The sequence below is a fragment of the Streptomyces sp. NPDC059649 genome, assembly GCF_042734445.1.
Classification (GTDB): Bacteria; Actinomycetota; Actinomycetes; order Streptomycetales; family Streptomycetaceae; genus Streptomyces.
The window spans coordinates 1-24,400 of record NZ_JBHWDV010000003.1; the positions used below are offsets into that span (position 1 = coordinate 1).

Genomic DNA, 24,400 nt, shown 5'->3' on the forward strand with positions numbered 1-24,400 from the left:
TGGGGTGGGGTGGGGTGGGGTGGGGTGGGGTGGGGTGGGGTGGGGTGGGGTGGGGGCGGGGTGGGGTGGGGTGGGGGCGGGGTGGGGTGGGGTGGGGGCGGGGGGCGCCCCCCCCCGGGGGGAGCAGACGCCGAGCCCCTCCCTCCCCCAGCCCCGCCCCTTCCTGGCCAGCCACCCGCCCGCCGCCTCACCCGACACGGCCCGCGCCCCGGCCTCAGCCGGCCCAGCCGCCTAACTAAGCCGCCCGCCACCTCAACCAGCCCGGCCACCTCAGCCGTCCGCCACCCTCAGCCGCCCGCCGCCTCAGCCGTCGCTCACGCCCCGCGCCCGGCCGCCACATCCGTGGCCTTACCCGGCTCGTCCGCCGTCCCGTCCGCCGGCTCGTCCGCTGTCTCATCCGACGGCTCGTCCGCCAGCTCGTCCGCCGGCTCGTCCGTCCCCGGTAGGAGGCCCAGGGCTGCGTCCTTTGCGGCCTCGGATTCGCGGCGGAAGAGGCGGAACCACATGAAGACCACGAAGCCGGCGAAGACGAACCATTCGCCGGTGTAGCCGAGGTTCTGGAAGGCCTTGAGGTCCAGGCCGCTGCCCTCGGCGGCGGCCGGCGGGACGGGGTGCAGCGGGGCCTGCGGGTCGGTGAGGGTGATCCAGGCGTCATAGACGTCGTACGGCACGATGTTGACCAGCGACGCCGCGCTGATCATGCCGAGCTGACCGCGCGGCAGCCCACCGCCCGCCTGCACGCCGTCGGTGCCCTGGTTCTCGGAGGCCTGCAACGCACCGGTGACCGTCACCTCGCCCTTGGGCGGTGCGGGCACCTTCGCCGTGTCGGCCTTCGTACCGGCGTCACCGGGCAGCCAGCCGCGTACGACCGGGAGCGCCTTGCCGTGGTCCGTGCGCAGGAGGGTGAGGACGTAGAAGCCCTGCCGCTCGCCGTGCTTGTCCTTCAAGGTGCGGTCCGGTACGAGCAGTTGGTGCTCCGCGTCATAGTGGCCGCGGGCGCTGGCCTGGCGTCCGGAGGTGACCTTGTCGACGGGCAGCAGGCGGTCGAGGGGCCGGGCGGCCGCGGTCTTCGCCCGGGCCGAGCGGTCCTCCTGCTGCCGGTGGGTGTCGACGCGGTCCTCGAAGCGGCTCAGCTGCCAGCTGCCCATGAAGATGCAGAAGGGAATCGCCAGTACGGCGAAGACGTTGATCCCCCACCACCGCGGGGTCAGCAGGAACCGGTACACCCCATCAACGGTACGGGGCCCGTACGGCGAGGCCTCACCGCCCCCTCACCGCCGCCGCCCACACCGCCCCCCACACCGCCACCTCGACGGGCTGCACGAGAGCTGGTGGGCCCCCTTGGCACGCCCGCTCCCCTACTGGGCCGCCACCGTCACCGGCTGGGCCGTCACCCACTGGGCCGCCACCGACCGGGCCGCCACCCACTGGGCAGTCCCCTACTGAGCCGCGACCGCCTCCGTGCGGTAAACCGTTCCGGCGCAGGCGTCGCTGATCTTGGCGTCGGTCGCGGCGGGCTCGCCCGCCTCCGGCGTATGGCTCAGCACGATCCCTCCGGACACGGCTCCGCCACCGTCACCACCACTGCCGGAACCGTCGCCGCCCCCCGCCTGACCGCCGCCGTCCGTACCCGTCGTGGCCCCCGCGTCCGGGGACTGCGCCGGCTCCTTGGAGGGGTCGGGAGTCGGCGAGGGCCCCGGATTGGCGCACCCGGTGGGCCCGCCGCCGGCCTGCGGGATCCAGGCGAACTTCACCTCGTACGCCTCGCCCGGCTTGAGAACCAGCTGGTCAGGGGTGGTGGCCGGGTCGGGCAGACCGGTGGCCTCGTCACCTGAGGTGTGGTCGACCACGTGGATGTGGTCGGGGTTCGTGGAACCCTGCGCGGAAGCCACGACGACGGTGCCACCGCCCTGGACGGAACAGGGTGTGGCGGACGTGTTGACCACCCGGAACGCACCGTAGACGCGGCCGTCGGCGTCCGCCGTGCCGACCGTGCTCGTTCCCTGGCCGAGCTGATCGCGCCCGCAGACCGGCGAGGTGACGTCCATGGTCTCGTCCGGGGCGGGGGTGCCGGCACCCGGGCCGTGGCCGGCGCCGTTCTTCTCCGTCGCCTTGCCCTTGCCCGCGGGTTGTCCGCCGCCCGGTTTGGCGCCGCCCTTGCCGGGCGGGCGAGGCCCGGCCTGTTCGGTGCCTTCGCCGTGCGTGCCCCCGCCGGTGTCGTGGGCGCGCTGGCTGCTCGCGGCGTTGGCGGGCCGGTCGGGGGAGCCGTCGGCGAGGTTCGCGACGTGGAGCATGGCGGGGATCGACATCCCGCCGAGCAGCACCGCTGCTGCCGCGCCGACGGCCGCGTGCCGACGGCGCTGGCGGCGGGCCGGTACGGCGCGACGCAGGTGTTCCAGGGCGTCCGGGGACGGTTCGAGGCCGCCGACGCTGGACTGCAGGAGGCGCCTCAGTTCGTCCTCGTCGCCGAAGCCGTCGCCGAATCCGCCGCCGGTGGGGTGGCTACGGCCGTGGTCGTCACCGTCGCCGTCGCCCCCACCGCCCCCGGGGGCCGCGCCTGCAGAGACAGGACCCACAGAAGCGGGACCCGCAGAGGCAGGACCCGCAGAGGCAGGACCGGGATCCGTGGGAGCAGTGCCGTCGAACGTTCCACCGCTCTGGGCATCGTTGTCGCGACCGCCCTTACGGGAGCGCATCTCACCGGCCCCGGCCGCACCGGCCGGCGTCTCGTCGGCCTCGTCCGCACGGGCCCGCGTCTCGCGATCACGCACCCCACGGTCGTACTCATGACTCTCGCGGGTTTCAGGACTCTCGCAGATCTCACGGCCCTCACGGCTCGCGCAGACCTCACGGCTCTCTTCTTCCTCACGGCCCGCGTGGCTCCCCCGGCCCTCGTGGCTCGCACAGCCACCCAGACCGCCACCCTGGCCAACGCCCTGACCGCCACCCAGACCGCCGCCCTGACCGCCGTCGTGCGCCTCGCGTACGAGGTACAGCCCCTGCGGCCCACGGTCCGACATGCCGCGCGTGCGGTACGAGGCGTCGTCCACACCGGCACGCCCCGCCGCCCAGCCCGGAACCGCACGACCCCCGGGCACGCCGCGCCCCCCAAAGCCCGACGAATCAACCGAACCGACCGACCCGGCCGACCCCAGCGACCCGGCGTCCAACGACCCCGCGTCCAACGGCCCGTACCGACCGAACCTGTTGTACCGGCCGAACCTGTTGCCACTCATGCTGGTGCCTCCATCGCGACGCGGAGCGCCGCGATGCCCCGCGACCCGTACGCCTTGACCGAGCCGAGCGATATGCCCAGCGTCTGCGCCACCTGCGCCTCGGTCATATCGGCGAAATAGCGCAGCACCAGCACCTCGCGCTGGCGGCGCTGCAGCCCGCGCATCGCCTTGATCAGCTGGTCGCGCTCCAGCAGGTCGTACGCGCCCTCCTCCGCGCTGGCCATGTCCGGCATCGGCTTGGACAGCAGCTTCAGGCCGAGGATGCGGCGGCGCAGTGCGGAGCGCGAGAGGTTGACGACCGTCTGCCGGAGGTAGGCGAGGGTCTTCTCGGGGTCGCGCACCCGGCCGCGCGCGGAGTGCACCCGGATGAAGGCTTCCTGTACGACGTCCTCACAGGAGGCGGTGTCGTCGAGGAGCAGCGCGGCGAGACCGAGCAGGGAGCGGTAGTGCGCGCGGTAGGTCTCGGTGAGGTGGTCGACTGTGGTGCCCACGGCCATCGCGTCGTCAGTGTCCCCACGCTGAGAAGGAATCTGCGCGGGGCGCGTGGTGGGCCAGGGAGCGATCACTGGCATGCCCCCGACTGCGCGGGGCCGCTGCGGACGCACTGCCGCGCCTGCCGCGCCCGCCGGGGCGATGGTGAAACCGAGTACCTCTGCCACGCCTGTTGGACACGCTTCCCCCCATAAGGGTTGTACGCGCAAGGCACCGCTTTTGACGATGCATCAAATGCCCTCATGCGTACCAGCTCTTCCCGAATGCCCCATATATCCCGATGCGTTCGCCCCGACACCCGAGGGCTCACACGTGCAGACCCGCAGGCATCCCGGACCACCCACCGGGATGGCCACAAAGACGCTCCCCGCCGAACTGCCGGTTGCAGTGTGGCGGGGAGCGAATGGTCGAACAGATCGTCAGCCCAGATCAAGAGGTACGGACCAGCAATTCGCTCACAGGATCTTCACACGTCCCTCAAAGTATCCCCCAGGCGGCCGGCCCGCCACGGCCAATCCCGCCAAGTCACCCCTCACAGAACCAACCAAGAACCCCCACCACGCCGCACCCAACCCAGAGCCCTCACAGACCCCAGATACCGCGTACGCCCCAAGGCCCCCCCAGACCCCGCAGTCCCCACACCCCAGCCATCACACACCACACGAGGGCCAGCCGAGACACAGGGGTCAGTCAAAACACGGGGCCAGTCAAGACACGAGGGTCAGTCAAAACAGGCCCACGGGGCCAGTCGAAGCAGGCCCACGGGCCCAGCCAAGACAGGTCCACGGAGCCAGTCGAAGCAGGCCCCTACCCCCTACCCCCGAGCCCCCCAGGCCCCCCGGCCCCCCGCATCTCCCCCGCCACCAACTCCCCGATCTGGGCCGTGTTCAGGGCCGCGCCCTTGCGGAGGTTGTCGCCGCACACGAACAGTTCCAGCGCCCGCCGATCGTCCAGGGAGCGCCGTACGCGTCCGACCCAGGTGGGGTCCGTGCCGACGACGTCGGACGGGGTCGGGTACTCGTCCTCCTCGGGGGCGTCGCACAGCACGACGCCGGGGGCCGCCGCCAGGATCTCGTGGGCGCCGGCGACCGTGACGTCGTTCTCGAAACGGGCGTGGACGGTCAGCGAGTGGGTCGTGAGCACCGGCACCCGCACACAGGTCGCGGTGACCGGCAGGTCCGGCAGGCCGAGGACCTTGCGGGACTCATGACGGACGTCGAGCTCCTCCGAGGACCAGCCGTCCTCCTGGAGCGTGCCGGCCCAGGGCACGACGTTGAGCGCGAGCGGCGCCGGGAACGGCCCCAGGGTGTCGCCGACGGCCCGCCGTACGTCACCGGGCGCGGCCCCCAGGTCCGTACCGGAGACCGCGGACAGCTGGGCCCGCAGCGTCTCGACGCCGGCCCGTCCGGCCGCGGAGGCGGCGTGGTACGAGGAGACGATCAGCTCGCTCAGCCCGTACTCGGCGTGCAGCGCCCCGAGCGCGACGATCATCGCGAGGGTGGTGCAGCCAGGACCGGCGAGGATGCCGCGCGGGCGCACCCGGGCGGTGTGCGCATTGATCTCGGGGACGACCAGCGGCACGTCCGGGTCCCGCCGGAACGCGCGTGAGCTGTCGATCACCACCGCGCCCTTGGACACCGCGACCGGCGCCCACTGCGCGGCGACCTCGTCCGGGACACCGAACATCGCGACGTCGATCCCGTCGAGGGCGTCCTCGCTCAGCGGGACGACCTCGACCTCCGCACCCCGTACGGTCAGTTTGCGGCCGGCCGGGCCCGGTTCGAACTCCCCGCCGCTCGCACGCAGTTGAGGGCTGGGGGGAGCGATCAGCCGGATCTCGCCCCAGACGTCGGCCCGCTCGGACAGGATGCCGAGCAGGACCGAGCCGACGGCGCCGGTGGCACCGACGACGGCGAGATCCGGCTTGCGGGCCGGCTCACGGGCCGTGCGGGCGTCCGCCCCCGCCGTGTCAGCGAGGGACGGACGGCCCGCCTCGGCCGGAATCATCGACCGGTGCCGCCATAGACCACGGCCTCGTCGCTCTCCGAGTCGAGCCCGAAGGCGGTGTGCACGGCGCGCACGGCCTCGTTGACGTCATCGGCGCGGGTGACGACCGAGATCCGGATCTCGGAGGTCGAGATGAGCTCGATGTTCACATCGGCGTTCGACAGTGCCTCGAAGAACGTCGCGGTGACGCCGGGGTTGGTCTTCATGCCCGCGCCGACCAGCGAGATCTTGGCGATCTGGTCGTCGTAGCGGAGCGAGTCGAAGCCGACCGCGGCCCGGGTCTTCTCCAGGGCCGCCACGGCCTTGCGGCCCTCGGCCTTGGGGAGGGTGAAGGAGATGTCGGTCAGACCGGTCGAGGCCGCGGACACGTTCTGCACGACCATGTCGATGTTGACCTCGGAGTCCGCGATCGCACGGAAGATGCGCGCGGCCTCGCCCGGCTTGTCCGGGACTCCGACGACCGTGACCTTCGCCTCGGAGGTGTCGTGCGCGACGCCCGAGATGATTGCCTGCTCCATCGGCTGGTCCCCTTGCGGTTCGTTGCTGACCCACGTGCCCTGCAGCCCGGAGAAGGACGAGCGGACGTGGATCGGGATGTTGTAACGGCGTGCGTACTCCACGCAGCGGTGCAGCAGCACCTTGGAGCCGGAGCTGGCGAGCTCCAGCATGTCCTCGAAGGAGATCCAGTCGATCTTCCGGGCCTTCTTGACGACCCGCGGGTCGGCGGTGAAGACGCCGTCCACATCGGTGTAGATCTCACAGACGTCGGCGTTCAACGCGGCGGCCAGCGCCACCGCGGTGGTGTCCGAGCCACCGCGCCCCAGCGTCGTGATGTCCTTCTTGTCCTGGGACACGCCCTGGAAACCGGCGACGATGGCGATGTTGCCCTCGTCGATGGAGGCCTGGATACGGCCCGGGGTGACATCGATGATCCGTGCCTTGTTGTGCACGGAGTCGGTGATGACGCCGGCCTGGCTACCGGTGAAGGACTGCGCCTCGTGACCGAGGTTTTTGATCGCCATCGCCAGCAGGGCCATGGAGATCCGCTCTCCGGCGGTCAGCAGCATGTCGAACTCGCGCCCCGACGGAATCGGGGACACTTCCTGCGCGAGATCGATCAGCTCGTCCGTCGTGTCGCCCATCGCCGAAACCACCACGACAACCTGGTTGCCGTTCTTCTTGGCCTCGACGATTCGCTTGGCAACGCGCTTGATGCCCTCGGCATCCGCAACGGATGAGCCGCCGTACTTCTGCACGACAAGGCCCACGTGCGCTCCTCGCAACTGTCTCTTCGGGAGTTTCCTCCCGGACCCCCGAACATGGGGGTACTGCGGTCGGCTCAGTCTAACGAGCAAGCGGAGTCCGCCCTGCCGATATCACATGGTGAGACGATTCCGTGAGACGGACCGTACTGCCGTACGTCCGGGGACGTCCGGCCCACCGCGTGATCATGTCCCGCCGGTCGGTTCCGCGTGGCGCACCGTCGCGCCCGCTCGGCGAGCACATGCCCGCTACGGGCCGGTACACACGGAAAGGTAACCCAGGTCACAGCCACCGGCCCGGCGGTCCGGATTCCCGGCGGTCAGGTGCCGCGCAGCTCCCGCAGCCCCAGCGGCGCGGCGATCTCCGCCGCCATGACCTTGCCGGCCTCCTCCGCGAGCCGCTCCTCGTCACCGTCGCCGTTGACGCCGCTGTCGGTGTCCAGCCCGTCCAGCTCGTCCAGCGGCTGGTCCAGGCGTACGTGGGCGACCAGCGACTGCAGCGCGCGCAGGGCGGCCGAGGCGGTCGGGCCCCAGTTGGTCAGGTAGGAGAACTGCCACCACCACAGCGCCTCGACGATCCGTCCGGCACGGTAGTGCGCCAGCCCGTGCCGCAGGTCGGTGATGATGTCCGCCAGGTCGTCGGAGATCCGGCAGGCCACCGGCTCGCTGCGCGGTACGTACGGGTCGAACACCTCGGAGTAGATGTCCACCGGGTCGAGCAGGGCGGCGAAGCGCTCCCGCAGATCGTCCACATCGGGCTCGGGCCCGGTGTCCGGCTCGTAGCGCTCATCGGGAACGATGTCCTCGTGCGCGCCCAGCCGGCCCCCGGCGAGCAGCAGCTGGGAGACCTCCAGGAGGAGGAAGGGCACCGCGCTGTCCGGCTCGTCCCCCTTGGCGACCTCCGTGACCGCGACGATGAAGCTCTCGATCGAGTCGGAGATCGAAACGGCGAAGTCGTCAGGGTTCTGTCGCGCGTCGTGCAGCGTGGCATCAGACATCGAGAAGTCTCCTCCCTTCGAAGGCCCGCCCGAGCGTGACCTCGTCGGCATACTCCAGATCGCCGCCGACCGGCAGACCGCTCGCCAGTCGCGTCACCTTCAAACCCATGGGTTTGATCATGCGGGCCAGATACGTGGCCGTGGCCTCGCCCTCCAGATTCGGGTCGGTGGCCAGGATCAACTCCGTGACGGTGCCGTCCGCGAGCCTGGCCAGCAGTTCCCGTATCCGCAGATCGTCGGGGCCGACGCCCTCGATGGGGCTGATCGCGCCACCGAGGACGTGGTAGCGGCCGCGGAACTCACGGGTCCGCTCGATCGCCACGACGTCCTTGGGCTCCTCCACGACACAGATGACCGCCGGATCACGCCGCGGGTCCAGGCAGACCCGGCACTGCTCCTCCTGCGCCACATTGCCGCAGACGCTGCAGAACCGGACCTTCGCCTTGACCTCCATCAGCGCGTTCGCGAGCCGGCGGACATCGGTCGGCTCGGCCTGAAGGATGTGGAAGGCGATCCGCTGCGCGCTCTTGGGACCGACGCCGGGCAGTCTGCCCAACTCGTCGATCAGGTCCTGAACCACGCCTTCATACACGGAACGTCTTCTCTCTCTTCTGCCGTGCTGCGTACGCTAGTTGGCTACTCCTCAGAATGGGAGACCGGGGACTCCTCAGAACGTGAGGCCGGGGATGCCGCCGCCACCCAGACCCTGGGCGAGCGGGCCGAGCTTCTGCTGCTGGAGCTGCTGGGCCTTGGCGTTGGCATCGCGGACCGCCGCCAGTACGAGGTCGGCGATCGTCTCGGCCGTCTCCTCCGCGGAGTCGGTGTCGACCGCCTTGGGGTCGATGACCAGGCCCTTGAGCTCACCGGAGCCGGTCACCGTCGCCTTGACCAGGCCGCCGCCCGCGGAACCCTCCACGGGCGTCTCCGCCAGCTCCTGCTGGGCGGCCGCAAGGTCCTGCTGCATCTTCTGGGCCTGCTGGAGCAGCTGCTGCATATTGGGCTGACCACCGGGGATCACGACGTGACTCCTGCCATACGACAACGATTGTGCGGTAGCCCGAGCCTACGTGTTTCGCCGCCCCGGCGCCCTACGCCGCAGGGAGGAGCACTGGTGTACGTCCGGTGTACGCCCACCTCTCCGGCCACGCACCGTCACCGCCCCCTACGCACCGCTCCACCTGCCGCGTCTTCTGCCCTCCCCCGCCCCTTCCTCCGGCCTTCCTCCCGCCGTTTTCCGGCCCACCCGTCCCCGGGCTACTCGTTGTTGAACTCCTCGATCACCGTCGCGCCCAGCTCGCGGACGATGAGGTCGTGTCCGCTGAGCGCGGAGTCGACGAGGTCGGGGTCGTCCTCCGCCGGCATGTCGTACTCGATCGACATCGGCGGGGGCTCGGGCGGGGTGTACGAGGGCTCCGCCGCTGCCGCACCCGAGGCGCCGCCCGCGGACGCGGACGGGGCCACCGCCTCCCGCGCCATCCGGGCACCCTGACCGCCCCCGCCGGTGCCGGCCCCGGCACCGCCGCCGGGCCCACCGGCCGTTCCACCGCCGCCGCCCTGGCCGTACGACCCGCCGGACGACGAGGGCGCCGCCGGACCGCCCGGTGCGGACGGCGCCTGGGGTGCGGGCGGCTGCGCCGGTGCCCCGCCGAAGCCGCCGCCCCCACTACGGGGCGCGCCGCCGGCCGGCGGATTGGCACCGCCCGACGGGTCGACGATCGCCTCGACCCGCCACTGCACCTGGAACCGCTCGGCCAGGACGTCCTTCAGCACGTCCTCGCTGCCGCCGTTGGCGAAGCTGTCGCGGGCACCGGCGTTGGGGAAGCCGATCTGCAGGGTCGTGCCGTCGAAGCCGGAGACCTGGGCGTTCTGGCTCAGCAGGATCCAGGTGAAGCGCCGGCGGGCCTTCACCGCATCCAGGATGTCCGGCCACATCTGGCGCACCTGGGCGGCACCCTGCGGCGTCCCCGGAGCCGCTCCCCCGGCCTGCGGTCCGGCCCCGGACGCGCCACCGGGAGCACCACCGGCCGGGCCGCTCGCGGGCGGCGGGCCCGCGGGCGTCCTGCCGGTCTGCGGCGCCGGCACCTGGCCGCCGCCCTGCCCCGGCGCCACGGCCGTGGGCCAGCCCCCGGGCTGCCGCGCCGCACCGCCGCCACCGGCCCCGCTGCCGCTGCCCGCGCCACTGCCGTTGCCCGCGCCTCCGGGGGCGGCACCGCCCGTGGCGGCGCCACCAGGACCGGCGCCGGCACCCGTGCCCGCACCGCCCCGGCCCGTCCCTCCGGGCCACGCCCCGGGACGCGGCGGACCACCCTCACGACCACCGGCCGGCCCACCGGCCTGCGGGCCCGCGCCCTCCCCGGCCTGGGCGCCACCGGCAGCCGGGGCGCCTTGCGTCGCCGGGGCGCCCTGAGCCGAGGCCGCAGCAGCCGGAGCCGCGGGAGCAGCGGCCGACCCCGTACCTCGTACCGCGGCACGCGCGGCAGCCGGCCCCGACGGGCCGCCGGGCGCCGGCATCGGCGGATGCGCCTCCGGACCCGGTACGTATCCGGCCGCGGGACCGCCACCGGACACCACGACGGGACCCGGCTCGCCCCCGGGACCCGCACCCGGGCCGCCGGGCACGCCGCCGAGGCCGCCCGCGCCCGCTCCGCCCAGCAGCGCCGCGCCCGCGCCGCGCTCCAGACGGTCCAGACGCGCCTGCACCGACCGCTCGTCGTCGTACGCCGCGGGCAGCAGCACCCGCGCACAGATCAGCTCCAGCTGGAGCCGCGGCGAGGTCGCGCCCCGCATCTCCGTCAGCCCCGTGTTGACCAGGTCGGCGGCCCGGCTCAGCTCCGCCGCCCCGAACACCGAGGCCTGCGCCGTCATCCGCTCCACGACGTCCGCGGGGGCGTCGATCAGCCCCTTCTCCCCGGCGTCCGGCACGGCAGCCAGAATCACCAGGTCCCGCAACCGCTCCAGCAGATCGGCCACGAACCGGCGGGGGTCGTTGCCGCCCTCGATGACCCGGTCCACGACCTCGAAGGCCGCCGCGCCGTCCCCCGCGGCGAACGCCTCCACGATGGAATCCAGCAGCGAACCGTCGGTGTACCCGAGCAGGGCCGTGGCCATGGCATACGTCACACCGTCGGCGCCCGCCCCGGCGAGCAGCTGGTCCATCACCGACATCGAGTCCCGCACGGACCCGGCACCGGCCCGGACGACCAGCGGCAGCACCCCGTCCTCGACCGGGATCTCCTCCTGCCCGCACACCTGGCCCAGGTACTCGCGCAGCGTCCCCGGCGGCACCAGCCGGAACGGATAGTGATGCGTACGCGACCGGATCGTCCCGATGACCTTCTCGGGCTCCGTCGTCGCGAAGATGAACTTCAGATGCTCCGGCGGCTCCTCGACGACCTTCAGCAGCGCGTTGAAGCCCGCCGACGTGACCATGTGGGCCTCGTCGATGATGTAGATCTTGTACCGGCTGCCGGCCGGCCCGAAGAACGCCTTCTCCCGCAGCTCACGCGCGTCGTCGACACCACCGTGGGACGCCGCGTCGATCTCGATCACATCGATCGAGCCCCGCCCGTTCCTGGCCAGGTCGACGCACGACTGGCACGTCCCGCAGGGCGTCGGAGTGGGACCTTCCTCACAGTTCAGGCACCGGGCCAGGATCCGCGCACTGGTCGTCTTGCCGCAGCCGCGCGGACCGCTGAACAGATACGCGTGGTTGACGCGGTTGTTCCGCAGCGCCTGCTGCAGCGGATCGGTCACGTGCTCTTGCCCGATGACCTCGGCGAAGGTCTCGGGACGGTAGCGGCGGTACAGCGCAAGGGACGACACGCTTACGACGATATCGGGCCCCACCGACAATCGACCGGCCCCGCAAACGCAAGCGCCCCTCACGCACCCGCCAGAGCCGACCTACCCTTGCTGCCTTCCGGCCCTGGGGGAGTTCAGTCAGATAGCGCCACGTGAGGGGCTGGCCCCCACCCTAGCGGATCCCACCCCCAACCCACGAACCCGTCCCCGCCCCCACCCCTCCCCGACACCCCTCCCCGGACCCCCGCCCCGGATCATGTTCGCGAGCACTCCCCAACGTCTTGTATTGTTTGCGGCGGAGGATTCGCCTAGTGGCCTAGGGCGCACGCTTGGAAAGCGTGTTGGGGGCAACCCCTCACGAGTTCGAATCTCGTATCCTCCGCCAGTGCTCTCACCGGGCACGATGTCGAAGGGCCCCACCGTTCGCGGTGGGGCCCTTCGACGTTCCGTGAGGGCGGTTCGGCTGCAGTGGTGATGGTCGGGGTGGTTGCAGGCGCCTCTGCCGGGGCCGGCGTCGGCCATCGGCGGTGGAGTGCGGCGCGGCAGACGCCGTGGTGCGCAGTGCATGGCCGTGCCCCCGTAGCGGTGCAGCAGCGGTCCGCACTCGACGCCCGGTCCCGGCACCCGGTCCCGGCGCCCGGACCGGGCAACCGAGGCCGGCCGGAGCCACGGCTCGCTGGACGGGTGTGGTCGGCTCCTTCGCGCCCGCTGCACCGGCGTCCGGGCAAGGCTGGTGCAGCCGGCCGGCTGCACCAGGTCAGGAGCGGGCCGGGTAGCGGCCAGGCGGTGCCGGGGAGCCGGTCCGCCCCTGTTCGCCCACGGTCACCGGCACTTGTGGTGGCGGCACTTGGGGCTCGTTGTCGGGGCGCCCGGCGTGGGGGCGGGAGTGGTGGCCGTCCTCTTGCCCGGCTTGCCGTTCCTGCCGGTCCTGTCGGTCTGCCCGCCCTTCTTGGCGGGAGGGGCGGACGGGGAGGGTGACGGGGCGCCCGGCTCGTCGGTGCCGCGGCCGAGGGGGACGGCGGTGGGGAAGGGGGCGTCGGGAAGGCCGGCGAGGGCGTCACTCATGTACCGGGTCCAGATTTCGGTGGGGATGTCGCCGCCGAACACCTTCTGCAGGCCGCCGACGCCCACCAGGGACTGCAGCTGGGGGTGGGCCGCGTCCTCGCGGAAGAGGACCACGGAGGTGGCCAGTTGGGGGGTGTAGCCGACGAACCAGGCCGAATGGTAGTCGTCGGTGGTACCCGTCTTGCCCGCGGCCGCCCGGCCGAGGGCCTTGGCCTTGGTGCCGGTGCCCCGGGCTATGACGCCCCGGAGGACATCGGTCACGTTGTCGGCGATGGCCTGCGGCAGCGCCCGTACGGGGGCGGGGGCGGTGAAGCCGGGGAGTGCGGAGCCGTTGTGGGTCACCTTGGTCACCGAGTAGGGGGTGGCCCGCATACCGGAGGCGGCGAAGGTCGCGTAGGCACCTGCCATGCGAATGGCGCTCGGTGTCGAGGTGCCGATGTAGAAGCCGGCGCTGGGGGCGGCGAGGCTGCTGTGGCGCAGGCCGAGGGCCTGCGCCGTCCTCACCACGTTCCGGTGGCCGACGTCCTCTCCCAGTTGCACGTACGGCGTGTTGACCGACTGCTCCATCGCCTTGCGCAGAGAGATGTAGCCCCAGTGCCGGGGAGTGTCGTTGTGCTGGTGGAGGAGGCCGGTGGGGTCCTTGTCATCGGTGACGTAGGCGCCCTGCCGGTCCTTGATCTTGATGCCGTCGTCACCGTTGAACTTGCTGGCCGGGGTGATCGGCGCCGGGGGCCTGCCGGGCCGCAGTACGGCTCGGTGCTGGAGCGCGGCGGCGAGGACGACGGGTTTGAACGTCGAGCCCACCGGGACGCCGGAGGTGTCGGCGTTGTCCGAGTAATGGGCGTGGTCGTAGCCGGGGCCGCCGTAGACGGCGAGGATCCTGCCGGTCGTGGGGTCGACCGAGGCGGCTCCGACCTGGACGTCCCGGTCGACCGACCGGTGGGCGGGGTCGAGGCGTTGCGCACGGACCCTGGCGACGGCCCTGGACAGTCCTGCGGTCCGTTTCCTGTCGAAGGTGGTGTGTATCTGGTAGCCGCCCCTGCTCAGGCTGCTGTCGGTGATGCTCGGGTCGTGTGCCTCGGCGTACGACCGGGCGAGCTGGACCAGGTAGCCGGTCTGGCCCGGGAGACCCGAGCCGAGGGTCCACTTCCTGGGTGCCGGGAATCCTGCGGCCGCGTACCGTGCCCGCTGCCCCGGTGTCAGCTTGCCGATCTTCACCATCCGGTCGAGCACCCAGGACCAGCGTGCCTTCGCCTTCGCCCGGGCCGTGGGATCGGAGTCCGCGTGCTGGAAGAGGCTCGGCTCGTTGACCGCCGCGGCGAGGAAGGCTCCCTGGCTCGCGTCGAGCTTCTGCACCGGAAGGCCGTAGTACGCGCGGGCCGCGGCCTGGATGCCGTTGGCCTGCCGGCCGAAGAAGCAGGTGTTCAGGTACCCCTGGAGGATCTGCTGCTTGCTCATGGCGGCGCCGATCTTGGTGGAGATCAGCAGTTCCCTGAGTTTCCGTGAGACCGTCTGCGACTGGTCCAGGTAGGTGTTCTTGACGAACTGCTGGGTGATCGTCGACCCGGACTGCACGGTGTCGCCCTCGGCCATGTGGACGACGGCGCGGAGGATGCCCTGCGGGTCGATGCCCGGGTCGGTGTAGAAGGAGGCGTTCTCCGCGGCGATGAAGTCCCACCGCACGTCGGCGGGGACCTGCGAGATCCGGATGTTCTGCCGGTTGACGCTGCCGTCGGTCGCCAGGACCGTGCCGTCCGACCAGTAGTAGACGTTGTTCTGCAGCAGTGCCGTGGGGTTGGGGTCGGGGATGGTGACCGTGGCGTAGGCATAGCCGACGGCCGCTGTCGTGGCGCCGAAGAAGAACAGGAAGAGCGCCAGCAGTTGACGCATCGACGGCAGCCAGCGGCGCGGGCCCGTCCTGTCCCGGCGCGGGTAGTCGATCCGCCGTCTCCCACGTCTCCTCTCCGGCGCCGCTCTCCCCGCACGGCGTGACGTGCCCGGTCCGGAGGGCCGGTGCCGCGAGGGGCGGTGGCCCGTGGGGCGGACATCCTCGGCAGGCGTGCCGCCACGGGACTGCTGCGGCGGTCGGCGCCGGTGTCCGCTCATGGCCCGGATCACTGTCCTCTCGGTAAAACTCGGTACGACTCTGTGCGACTCGGTGCGACTGCGATGTCCCGTGCGGTGCGGGCTGCCCGGAAATCGTTGTGGGGCGGGGGCTGTCAGTAACCGTTGTGGGGCGGGGGCTGCGGAAGGCCGTCGGGGGGCGCCGGCTGGTGGAAGAGGTCGTGGCGTGCCTGCCGGGGGAAGGGGGCCTGCGGCGCCGGCTGCGGGGAGGGGGCATACGGTTCCGGCTGCTGGAAGGGGTCGTACGGTTCCGGCTCGTGGAAGCCGTCGTACGGCGCCGGCCGGGGGAACGGGCCGCACTGCGCCTGCCGCGGCAAGCCGTCGTACGGCGCCGAGTGCGGAGAGTGCGGAGAGTACGCAGAGCCGGCATCCCGCGGAGACCGGTCACGGCCGGGCGACTCCGCGCCCGCCGGGGCCCGGAGGCTGCCGTACCGCTCCATGCGCTGCCATCTCAGGCGGGAGCCCGAAACGGCGGTGAAGACGGACTGGATCACCACCAGGTACATCAGCTGCCGGTAGACGAACTGCTGCAACGGCAGGCTCCACAGCGGGCCGGGCCGTTCCCCGTCCAGGCGGAACGCGTACCGGCCCATCAGGAGTTGCAGCAGCAGGAAGGCCAGCCAGAGCCCGATGATCCGGACCGGGTCGAGGAAGAGCAGCCCGTACAGGGCGAAGATGTCCACGACGGGGGCGAGCAGCGGCAGCAGGACCTGGAAGAGCAGCAGGTAGACCAGGCCGCGTCGGCCGAGTTTCCCTGCGGCGCCGCGCTGCACCAAGGCGCCGCGGTGCTTCCACATCGCCTGCAGGGTGCCGTAGCACCAGCGGTACCGCTGACGCCACAGGGCGTTCAGTGACGCGGGCGCCTCCGTCCAGGCCACCGCGCCCTCCTCGTAGACCACCCGCCAGCCGGCGCGGCACAGCGCCATGGTGAGGTCGGTGTCCTCGGCGAGGGTGACGTCGCTGACGCCGCCGAGGGCGAGCAGCGCCCGGCGGCGGAACGCGCCGACCGCCCCCGGCACGGTCGGCATGCACTCGGCGAGGTCGAACAGGCGGCGGTCGAGGTTGAAGCCGACCACGTACTCGATGTGCTGCCAGCGGCCCAGCAGGCCACCGCGGTTGACGACCTTGGCGTTGCCCGAGACGGCGCCCACCTGGGGGTCGGCGAAGGGCTGCACGATCGTGCGGACGGCGTCGGATGCGAAGACCGTGTCGCCGTCGACCATGACCACCAGCTCGCACGAGGCGGCGGCGAGTCCCGTGTTGAGCGCGGCCGGCTTGCCCGCGTTCTCCTGCCGGATCACCCGCACCCCCGGCAGCCGGAGCGACTCCACCAGGTCGGCGGTGCCGTCGGTGGAACCGTCGTCCACCACGATGATCTCCACCGGGTGGTCCGAGGCGAGCAGTGAACGCACGGCCGCCTCGATCCCGGCGCTCTCGTTGTACGCGGGGACGATGACGCTGACCGGTTCGGTCACCGGCGGCCCCCAGGACCGGCCGCGGGGCCCCGCCCGCAGCCGCCGGTGCCGGCGGGCCGCGAGCAGCACGACCGCCGCGCGCAGCACGCTGAGCGCTCCGGCCGCGTACATCAGCATGCCGAGCAGCCACACGGTCCAGTCGCCGGCCTGCAGCAGCCCGATGAGAGCCTGGCCTTGCAGATGGTCGCCGAGCCCGGCGCGCCGGACCGGCGCAGCCATGCCGACCGAGGCGCCGACCGTCGCGAACCGGAAACCCTGCGCCTTGAGCCGTGGGATCAAGGCGCTCAGCGCGGCGGCGGTCTGTGACCGGTCACCGCCGCCGTCGTGCATCAGCACGATCTGCCCGGCACGGCCGTGGGGTGTGGCACGGGCGAGGATGCGGTGCACACCGGGGCGCTGCCAGTCCTCGGCGTCCCGTGTGGAGAGCGCCGTGACGTAGCCCGCCGTGTCCGCCTGCTGGAGGACGGCCCAGTCGGCATCGTCCAGCGCGTCGTTCTCCGAGGAGTACGGCGGCCTGAGCAGTGCGGTGGTGACCCCCGCGGCGCCGGCCACCGCCAGCTGCGTCTCCCGCAGCTCCAGGGAACGCTGCCAGGGAGCGAGGCGGGCCAGGTCGGGATGGGTGAAGGTGTGGATGCCGATCTGGTGTCCCTCGGCGACGATCCGGCGGACCAGCTCCGGATGGGCCACGACCTGGGTTCCGACGACGAAGAACGTCGCAGGCACATGGTTGCGGCGCAGTACGTCCAGGATGCGCGGCGTCCAGCGGGGGTCGGGACCGTCGTCGAAAGTGAGGGCGATGGTGCGGTCCTTGACCCGGGCGGTGTGCGCGGAGGTGGCGGCATCCGCGATCACGGGGCCGCCGTGGGTCACCTGGCGGGGGACCGCCTCGCTCCGGCCCCGGGCACCGGTCACGGCGTCCGAGGTGATCCCGAACATGTGGTGGGTGTAGCCCTGGAGCAGGAGGGCCGTCGACAGGGTCACCGCGAGCACGCTCAGCAGGAGCCAGTGGGCGCGGGGTGTGATCCGGCGGGTGCGGCCGTGACGGCGGGCAGGAGCGTTGCGGTGGCGGCGGTCGGTCACGTCAGGGCCTTGGTCACTTCACGGGCTTGTGGGACGAGCCGCGGGCGCGTCCCTTGGGGGTGGGGGCGGCGGTCGTGGTGGGGGCGGCGGTCGTGGTGGGCGCAGCCGTGGGCCGGGACGGGGCCGCAGGGGCGGCGGAGACTGTCGGCCGGCCGGTGGGGCCGGGGGACTTCCGCACCGCTGTGCCGGAGTTCTCCTGCGCCTCGGTGGGGCTCGCGCTCCGCGCCGGGTGTTCGGTGGGTGCGGTCGCCCTGGGCCTGGCCGAGTGCGCGGAGTCCGCGTGCGGGACGAACGGAGAGCTGATGCTGGGGCCGCCCAGCATCGTGCTGATCAGCACGGCGACATAGCCGCCGGCGGGGATCAGCAGCAGCCGGGCGGCTCGGATCACGCGACGCTGGCGTCGCCCCGAGGAATCGACGAAGACGGGCCGTGCCGACTCGCTCTCGGGCCTTTCGGGTTCCGGCACGGGGTGACCGGGCGCGTCGAACACCGGGAGCTGCGCGGTGAGGACGTCACCGTGCGGGGAACCCCACGCCGTCGTGGCCTCCCCCGGCGGGTACGTCCACTGCGCGGGCTGCGCCCCGCCCCTGGGCTGCGAGGCCGGGTCGGCGGTGACGCCGGTGACGCCCCCTCCGTACGCGTTCCCGTAGGCGTACGCGTTCCCGTAGGCGGGCTCGTGGCCGTGGGCGGGCTCGTGGCCGTAGGCGGGCTCGTGGCCATAGGTGGGTTCGTGGCCGTGGGCGGGCTCGTGGCCATAGGCGGGCTCGTGGCCGTGGGCATAGGTGTAACCGGGGCCGCCGTACGGACCCTCGCCGTACACCGCTCCGCTTCCGTCCGTCCACCGCACGAGTCGTGTCTCCTGTCCTGGCCGACCGACGCGGTCGCCCGCATGAAGAGAGCGAACTCGGCCGGAAGTGTTACACCTGGCCCTCACGGAAGGGATGAAGTCTCCATAAAGGCGCGATCCGGACAGTCGCTCGCCGGGAGAGTCGGCAGCAGCCCGGAGAGCGCCGGTCACGCACCGTCGTGGGGACGCCGATGGGCTGCGGCGACGGCGTGAAGGACCCCTGGACGTTGTGACACTTTCATGAGGGCGGACGCTGTTCCTCATGGGCCGCCGTTGCGTCCGGAGCGCGGGCGGACGACACGGACTCGCTATGAACCCGGTGCGAACGAGGACAGTCTTGGGCCAGGTAGGGCAACCCCGGCGCGCAAGGACGTACGACGGGGAATTGGGTGCAGCGGTCACGCGGGCCCAGGACGGCGACGAGGCCGCTTTCGCGGTGGCCTACCGGCTCGTGCAACCGGGCCTGCTCGGCTATCTGCACGGGCTGGTCGGCGAGGAAGCGGAGGACGTGGCCTCCGACGCCTGGCTGGAGATAGCCCGCGACCTCGGACGTTTCAAGGGGGACGGGGCCGGGTTCCGCGGCTGGACCGCGACCATCGCCCGGCACCGGGCACTGGACCATCTGCGCCGCCAGCGCGTGCGGCCCAGGGCCGGCGGGACCGAACAGGACGTGCTGAACCTGCCCGGACCGCACAACACCCATGACCAGGCCCTGGAGTCCCTCTCCACCGAGCGGGCCCTGGAACTGGTCCGCGGCCTGCCGCGGGACCAGGGTGAGGCGGTGCTCCTGCGGATCGTCGTGGGTCTGGACGGTCCCGCCGCCGCACGCGTCCTCGGCAAGCGTCCGGGAGCGGTGCGCACGGCTGCCCACCGGGGCCTGAAACGCCTCGCCCGCCAGCTGGGCGTCGGCGGTGAGGCGGACGAGGGTGTGACGGATGGGGCTTCCCGAACGCTGGGGAAGTCGGAATGAACGACGAGGGCGACAGTGGACGGCCGGCAGGCATCGGGGCCCGGCACCTCGACGGATCGAAACGGTCGGACAGGAACGGAAGCGGACATGGGTGAGCGGCTGAGCGGCGACGGAGCTCCGGTCCGTCGCCGGCGTGGGCACCCTGACGGCAGCGTGTCCGGCCCGTGGGACGTGCAGGACCCCACCACGCTGGAAACGGTGCTGGGCGCCGCCGTCCGCGCGGACCACCTCGACCCCGAGGCCGAGCAGCGGGCGCTGGCCGCCTTCCGGGCCGCCGCCCACGGCGCGGGTGCGCGCCGGGCACGTACCCGGCGCCGGGACGACTGGCGCCCGCGCGAGGAGCGCAGTGTCCGGCGCCCGGTGCGGATGACGTTCGGCGCGGTGTTCGCCGGCCTCGCGCTGGGAGGTGTCGCGGTCGCTGCCGTCGGTTCGGCCGGCTCGTCCACCGGAGGTCCCGGTAGCGGCCGGGGGACCGCGCGCCCCTCTGCGGTCGCCCCGGACCAGCCGGGCGGTACGACCTCGCCGTCGTCCTCCGGCCGCCCCGGCCCCACGCACCGCCCCTCCCCCGCCCAGGACACCGAGGCCCACTGCCGCGCCTACAAGCAGGTCGAAGGGCGCGGCAAAGCACTCGACGCGACGGCCTGGCAGCGGCTCGTCGCGGCCGCCGGCGGAGAGGACAAGGTCGCCGCGTACTGCTCCGAGCAGCTGAAGCGGGTGCCGGGCGCGCCGAGCGGGACGGCCGGCACGGGCAAACCCGGCAAGGGCGACGCGGCAACCGGCAACGGCTCAGCGGGGAACACCGGCGCCTCCGGCAACGGCACGCCCGACACCAACCCCGGCGCCACGCACAACGCGACCGGGAACGGCCGGACAGACGAGGGAAACGGCCGCAGGAAGCACCATTAGCCCCGCGCCGTTGCCGATTTGACCGTCTGACCGTCTGACCGTCTGACGGCAATCAAGGGCCCCACCGCTTGTGGTGGGGCCCTTGATCGTGTTGCGCGTTTCAGTCGGCGGTCTGTGCGGTCGCTGTCGCCGGGGCGGGTCCTTCCGGTGGCGGTGGCAAGGCGCGTAGGCGGGTGACCGGGGACAGGGCGAGGGCGATCAGTACGGCGGCGGAGGCGATTGCTGCCACGGTCAGTGCGGCCCGGGGGCCGAGGCGGCCGGACAGCAGGCCTGCGGAGAGGCCGCCGAGGGCGCCGCCGCCGAACAGCAGGGTGCGGAAGGCCGCCGTCATCCGGCCCATCATCGACGGCGGGGTACTGGCCTGGCGCAGGCTGACGATGAGGACGCCGGCGACGCCGAGTCCGAGGTAGGTGGTGAAGAAGGAGAGGACGAACATCCCCAGCATCACCGGCCTGGGGCCGGCGGCCAGGACGATCAGCGTCGGGCCGATGAGGAGGGCGGACTGCGCGACGAGGTAGACACGGCCGAGCCGGAAGCGCCGGATGACCTTGCGGGAGATCGCCGCGCCGATCAGTCCGCCCAGGGAGGCGGTGGCGAAGATGCCGCCGAGGGTCGTGGAGTCCAGGTGCAGGTCGCGGGTTCCGTACAGCAAGAACATCGTCCATACGGTGATCATGGAGAAGTTGCAGCAGAACCCGATCAGGGCCAGCGACCGCAGGACCGGGTTCTTCAGCACCCAGTGCAGGCCGTCCCGGAGTTCGGCCGGCAGGTGCCGTCGTACGGCCGGCGGTTCGGGACGGGGTTCGGGCGTGCGGATGAGCAGCAGCGAGATCAGCGACACCAGGTAGGAGAACGCGTCGACGATCAGCGCCACGGGTGCGGTCAGGGCGCCGACCAGGACACCCGCGAGCCCGGGCCCTGCCACGTCGGCGGCCGATGAGCTCATCCCCATCTTGGCGCCGGCTTCGACATAGTGCCGGGGGTCGCGTACGAGAGTGGGGACGTACGACATCCAGCTCACGTCGAACAGCACCGAGGCGACGCCGACGGTGCAGGCGATCGCCAGCAGCGAGACCAGGCTGAGCACGTCCGTCCAGTACAGGACGGGTACGAGGGCCAGCAGGAGCATCCGGACGAGGTTGGCGCCGAGCATGATCCGCCGCCGTCGGGCCCGGTCCACCCACACCCCGAGGACCAGGGCGAGGCCGAGGTACGGGACGAGTTGCAGGAACCGCAGGACGCCCAGCTGTTCGTCGGTGGCGTGGAAGGCGTGGAGCGCGGTCAGCGGCAACGCGAGGTTGGTGACCTGGGTGCCGAGGAGCGAGAGCGTCTCGCCGAACCAGAACCTGAGGAAGTCGCCGTTGCGCCAGAGGCTTTCGGCGGGCGGGCCCTCGGTGCGTGTCTGCGTGGCGGTCATCGCCGTGCCTGGCCGGCGAGTTCCGCGACCGCGTCCGCGACGTGGTCCACTTCCTCCTCGGTGTTGTAGTAGTGCGGCGACAGGCGCAGGCACCAGTCGACGTCCTTGTCCCCGAAGTCGAACTGGGCGAACTCCCGGAAGCTGAGCGCCGAGTTGATGCCGCGGGCGTCCAGGGCCGCCTTGAACGGCTGCGGCTGCCAGCCCGCCACTGCGAAGGTGACGAGCGCGGCAAGACGCGGGCCGCGGTCGAGCACCCGCACCCCCGGGATCGGTTCGAGCCGGCTGCGGAGCCGGGCCGCGAGCGCCGGGGTGCGCTGCTCGACGGCCTCGATACCGACCTTGCGGGCATAGCGCGTCGCGGCGGCGCTGCCGAGCACCGTGGCGTACGGAAACTCCCACTCCTCGAACCGGGCCGCCGTCTCCACGGGCCGGTAGCCGCCCGGTTCGGTCCAGCGGGCGCCGTGCATGTCGATGAAGAGCGGTTCGTAGCCCGCGCGCAGGACCCGGTCGGACACGTACAGGAATCCGGAGCCGCGCGGGCCGCGGAGGAACTTGCGGCAGGTGGCGGTGAGCAGGTCGCAGCCGATCTCCGCCACGTCGATGACGAACTGGCCCACCGACTGGCAGGCGTCGACCAGGTAGAGCAGGTCCAACTCCCTGCAGTGGCGGCCGATTTCGGCGACGGGCGTGACCAGGCCCGAGTTGGTGGGGACATGGGTGGCGGATACCAGGCGGGGGCGGTGGGTCCGCATCAGCGCGGCCATCGCCTCCACATCGACCCCGCCCTCCGGGGCGTTGGGCGCGTGGACGATGCGTACGCCGTATCGCTTGCGCAGGGAGAGGAAGGCGATCTGGTTGGAGATGAAGTCGTCGCGGGTGGTGAGGATGACGTCGCCGGGCGCGAACGGGATCGAGGACAGGGCGTTGGCGTAGGCGTGGGTGGCGCTGCCCGCGAAGGCGATGTTGTCGGGCGTGGTGTTGATGAGCGCGGCGATCTCCGTGTAGAAGCCGCGGATTTCGGCGGCCCGGGCGGCCGACGCCTCATAACCACCGATCCGGGCTTCGAGGTGCAGATGGCCGACCATCGCGTCCGTCACGGGCAGGGCCGGCAGTCCGCAGCCCGCGTTGTTGAAGTGGATGACCCGGCGGCAGCCCGGGGTGTCGGCCCGCAGAGCGGCGACGTCCAGCTGAAGTGCTTCCTGAGCAGAGGTAGAAGCGCTACTGTTGTCTCTCATGAATGACGGTAGCACTTCTGGGGAGTTGGCCGACAGTCTCCGTGCGCTGGTCTCCCGGCTGGCGCCCGGCGACCGGCTGCCGAGCAGCCGGGAGCTGGTCAAGGAGTACCGGGTCGGCCCGGCGACGGTGGCCCGGGCCATCGCCGCGCTGGCCGCCGAGGGCGCGGTGGTGACCCGTCCGGGCAGCGGGACGTTCGCGGCGCAGCGCAACCGGCTGCCGGACACGCTCGGCGGCAGCGCCACGGACACCGACTGGCAGACCGTCGCCCTCACCGACCGCGCCGTCGACACCCACCTGATCGCCGACCCGCTCGGCCCGCCACCGGCCGGGACGATCACGCTGGACGGCGGCTATGTGCACCGCTCGCTGCAGCCCACCCGGGCCCTGAGCGCGGCGCTCGCGCGGGCGGCCCGCCGTCCGGACGCCTGGGACCGCGCCCCGGCCGGCGGCCTGATGGCGCTGCGCACCGTGTTCGCCCGGATCGTCGGCGGCAGCGTCGCGCCGGAGGACGTGCTGGTCACGGCCGGCGGGCAGAGCGCCCTGTCGATCGCGTTCCGGGCCATCGCCGGGCCCGGCAGCCCGGTCCTGGTGGAGTCCCCCACCTATCCCCGGGCCCTGGCCGCCGCGCGCGCCGCGGGGCTGCGGCCCGTTCCGGTACCGCTCGACGCCGACGGGCTGCGGCCCGACATGCTGGCCGACGCGTTCGCGATGACCGGCGCGCGACTGCTGTACTGCCAGCCGACCTTCCAGAACCCGACCGGCGCCGTGCTGGGGCCCGAACGGCGCCGTCAGATCCTCGATGTGGCGCGCGCCTCGGGCGCGTTCGTGCTGGAGGACGACTTCGCGCGGCACCTGGGTCACGGCGGCGCCGTACCGCGGCCGCTGGTCGCCGACGACCGCGACGGCACGGTCGTCCACGTCACCTCGCTCACCAAGCCCGCCGCCCCGAGCCTGCGGATCGGGGCGCTGGTGGCCCGCGGGCCGGTAATGGAGCGGATGCGGGCGGTGCGGCTGGTCGACGACTTCTTCGTCACCCGCCCGCTCCAGGAGGCCGCGCTGGAGGTGCTCAGCTCCCCGTCCTGGGAGCGGCACGTCCGCGCTCTCGGTACGGCGCTGCGGGAGCGGTGCGCCGTGCTGGCCGCCGCGCTGACCCAGGAGGTCCCCGGTGCGACCGCGGCCGGGTTGCCGGCGGGCGGACTGCACCTGTGGGTCCGCCTGCCGCCGGGCGTGGACGACACCGTCCTCACCGGCGCCGCGCGGCAACGCGGTGTCGCGGTGAGCGCCGGCAGTCGCTACTTCGCCACCGAGCCGCCCGCGGCGCATCTGCGGATCGGTTTCGCGGCGACCGCCGATCACGCCGAGCTGACCGAGGGGGCACGCCGGCTGGGAGCCGCGCTCGCCGACCTCGGCCCGAAGGACGGGTGAGGCGCGGAAAACGGCCGGCCTCCGGGGCAGGGCGGTCGCTCCTGGCGGGCGCGGGTGGG

At 72.4% G+C, this 24,400-nt stretch carries 17 protein-coding genes, 1 tRNA gene and 1 other RNA gene; 4 read left to right on the top strand and 15 right to left on the bottom strand.

Annotated elements, in window-relative coordinates; all coding sequences use genetic code 11:
• Positions 1-314 precede the first annotated feature (314 nt).
• From ACFV1J_RS05875 to ffs, 10 genes are all read right to left on the bottom strand, one after another.
• Positions 315-1,226: an SURF1 family protein gene (locus ACFV1J_RS05875; protein ID WP_385856015.1), complete on the bottom strand. Its 912-nt coding sequence runs from the start codon at positions 1,224-1,226 to the stop codon at positions 315-317.
• Between the two features lie 213 nt (positions 1,227-1,439).
• Complete coding sequence (locus ACFV1J_RS05880) at positions 1,440-2,576, bottom strand: hypothetical protein (RefSeq protein ID WP_385856016.1); 1,137 nt, start codon at positions 2,574-2,576, stop codon at positions 1,440-1,442.
• A 656-nt stretch (positions 2,577-3,232) separates the two neighbouring features.
• Positions 3,233-3,895, bottom strand: a complete 663-nt coding sequence (locus ACFV1J_RS05885; RefSeq protein ID WP_199812566.1) for a SigE family RNA polymerase sigma factor — start codon at positions 3,893-3,895, stop codon at positions 3,233-3,235.
• Positions 3,896-4,535: 640 nt separating this feature from the next.
• Positions 4,536-5,735 carry an aspartate-semialdehyde dehydrogenase gene (locus tag ACFV1J_RS05890; RefSeq protein WP_385856017.1) on the bottom strand — a complete coding sequence of 400 codons (1,200 nt, stop codon included), beginning with the start codon at positions 5,733-5,735 and terminating at the stop codon, positions 4,536-4,538.
• Positions 5,732-7,003 (bottom strand): aspartate kinase, encoded by a 1,272-nt coding sequence (locus tag ACFV1J_RS05895; protein ID WP_030813352.1) that lies wholly within the window; start codon positions 7,001-7,003, stop codon positions 5,732-5,734. The genes ACFV1J_RS05890 and ACFV1J_RS05895 overlap by 4 nt, the downstream gene beginning before the upstream one ends.
• Positions 7,004-7,317: 314 nt before the next feature.
• Positions 7,318-7,995 (bottom strand): DUF5063 domain-containing protein, encoded by a 678-nt coding sequence (locus tag ACFV1J_RS05900; RefSeq protein ID WP_385856018.1) that lies wholly within the window; start codon positions 7,993-7,995, stop codon positions 7,318-7,320.
• Positions 7,988-8,587: a recombination mediator RecR gene (recR, locus tag ACFV1J_RS05905; protein ID WP_067348681.1), complete on the bottom strand. Its 600-nt coding sequence runs from the start codon at positions 8,585-8,587 to the stop codon at positions 7,988-7,990. The genes ACFV1J_RS05900 and recR overlap by 8 nt, the downstream gene beginning before the upstream one ends.
• A gap of 75 nt (positions 8,588-8,662) precedes the next feature.
• A complete protein-coding gene (locus tag ACFV1J_RS05910) occupies positions 8,663-9,013 on the bottom strand; it encodes a YbaB/EbfC family nucleoid-associated protein (protein WP_078866577.1) in 351 nt (116 codons plus the stop codon).
• A gap of 236 nt (positions 9,014-9,249) precedes the next feature.
• Positions 9,250-11,817: a DNA polymerase III subunit gamma and tau gene (locus tag ACFV1J_RS05915; protein WP_385856019.1), complete on the bottom strand. Its 2,568-nt coding sequence runs from the start codon at positions 11,815-11,817 to the stop codon at positions 9,250-9,252.
• 45 nt (positions 11,818-11,862) lie between these two features.
• Positions 11,863-11,961: signal recognition particle sRNA small type (gene ffs, locus ACFV1J_RS05920), an RNA gene on the bottom strand.
• Positions 11,962-12,093: 132 nt separating this feature from the next.
• Between ffs and ACFV1J_RS05925 the strand changes: the two genes are divergently transcribed.
• Positions 12,094-12,181 (top strand) — tRNA-Ser (locus tag ACFV1J_RS05925).
• 437 nt (positions 12,182-12,618) lie between these two features.
• On the opposite strand, the gene ACFV1J_RS05930 is transcribed toward ACFV1J_RS05925, so the two are convergent.
• The 3 genes from ACFV1J_RS05930 to ACFV1J_RS05940 form a co-directional block, all read right to left on the bottom strand.
• Complete coding sequence (locus ACFV1J_RS05930) at positions 12,619-14,751, bottom strand: transglycosylase domain-containing protein (RefSeq protein ID WP_385856021.1); 2,133 nt, start codon at positions 14,749-14,751, stop codon at positions 12,619-12,621.
• Between the two features lie 329 nt (positions 14,752-15,080).
• Complete coding sequence (locus ACFV1J_RS05935; RefSeq protein ID WP_385856022.1) at positions 15,081-17,540, bottom strand: bifunctional polysaccharide deacetylase/glycosyltransferase family 2 protein; 2,460 nt, start codon at positions 17,538-17,540, stop codon at positions 15,081-15,083.
• 13 nt (positions 17,541-17,553) lie between these two features.
• Complete coding sequence (locus ACFV1J_RS05940) at positions 17,554-18,387, bottom strand: hypothetical protein (protein ID WP_385856023.1); 834 nt, start codon at positions 18,385-18,387, stop codon at positions 17,554-17,556.
• A gap of 337 nt (positions 18,388-18,724) precedes the next feature.
• Here ACFV1J_RS05940 and ACFV1J_RS05945 point away from each other — a divergent pair, with 337 nt between their 5' ends.
• Both ACFV1J_RS05945 and ACFV1J_RS05950 read left to right on the top strand, forming a co-directional pair.
• Positions 18,725-19,357: an RNA polymerase sigma factor gene (locus ACFV1J_RS05945; RefSeq protein ID WP_385856024.1), complete on the top strand. Its 633-nt coding sequence runs from the start codon at positions 18,725-18,727 to the stop codon at positions 19,355-19,357.
• Positions 19,358-19,510: 153 nt separating this feature from the next.
• On the top strand, positions 19,511-20,263 hold the full coding sequence (locus tag ACFV1J_RS05950; RefSeq protein WP_385856025.1) for a hypothetical protein: 753 nt from the start codon (positions 19,511-19,513) through the stop codon (positions 20,261-20,263).
• Between the two features lie 100 nt (positions 20,264-20,363).
• On the opposite strand, the gene ACFV1J_RS05955 is transcribed toward ACFV1J_RS05950, so the two are convergent.
• Positions 20,364-21,680, bottom strand: coding sequence for an MFS transporter (locus ACFV1J_RS05955; RefSeq protein WP_385856026.1), 1,317 nt, complete (start codon positions 21,678-21,680; stop codon positions 20,364-20,366).
• On the bottom strand, positions 21,677-22,915 hold the full coding sequence (locus ACFV1J_RS05960; RefSeq protein WP_385856027.1) for an aminotransferase class V-fold PLP-dependent enzyme: 1,239 nt from the start codon (positions 22,913-22,915) through the stop codon (positions 21,677-21,679). Before ACFV1J_RS05960 ends, ACFV1J_RS05955 begins: the two co-directional genes overlap by 4 nt.
• Here ACFV1J_RS05960 and ACFV1J_RS05965 point away from each other — a divergent pair.
• A complete protein-coding gene (locus ACFV1J_RS05965; protein WP_385856028.1) occupies positions 22,914-24,341 on the top strand; it encodes a PLP-dependent aminotransferase family protein in 1,428 nt (475 codons plus the stop codon). The two genes, ACFV1J_RS05960 and ACFV1J_RS05965, sit on opposite strands and share 2 nt — an antisense overlap.
• The last annotated feature ends 59 nt before the right edge of the window (positions 24,342-24,400 follow it).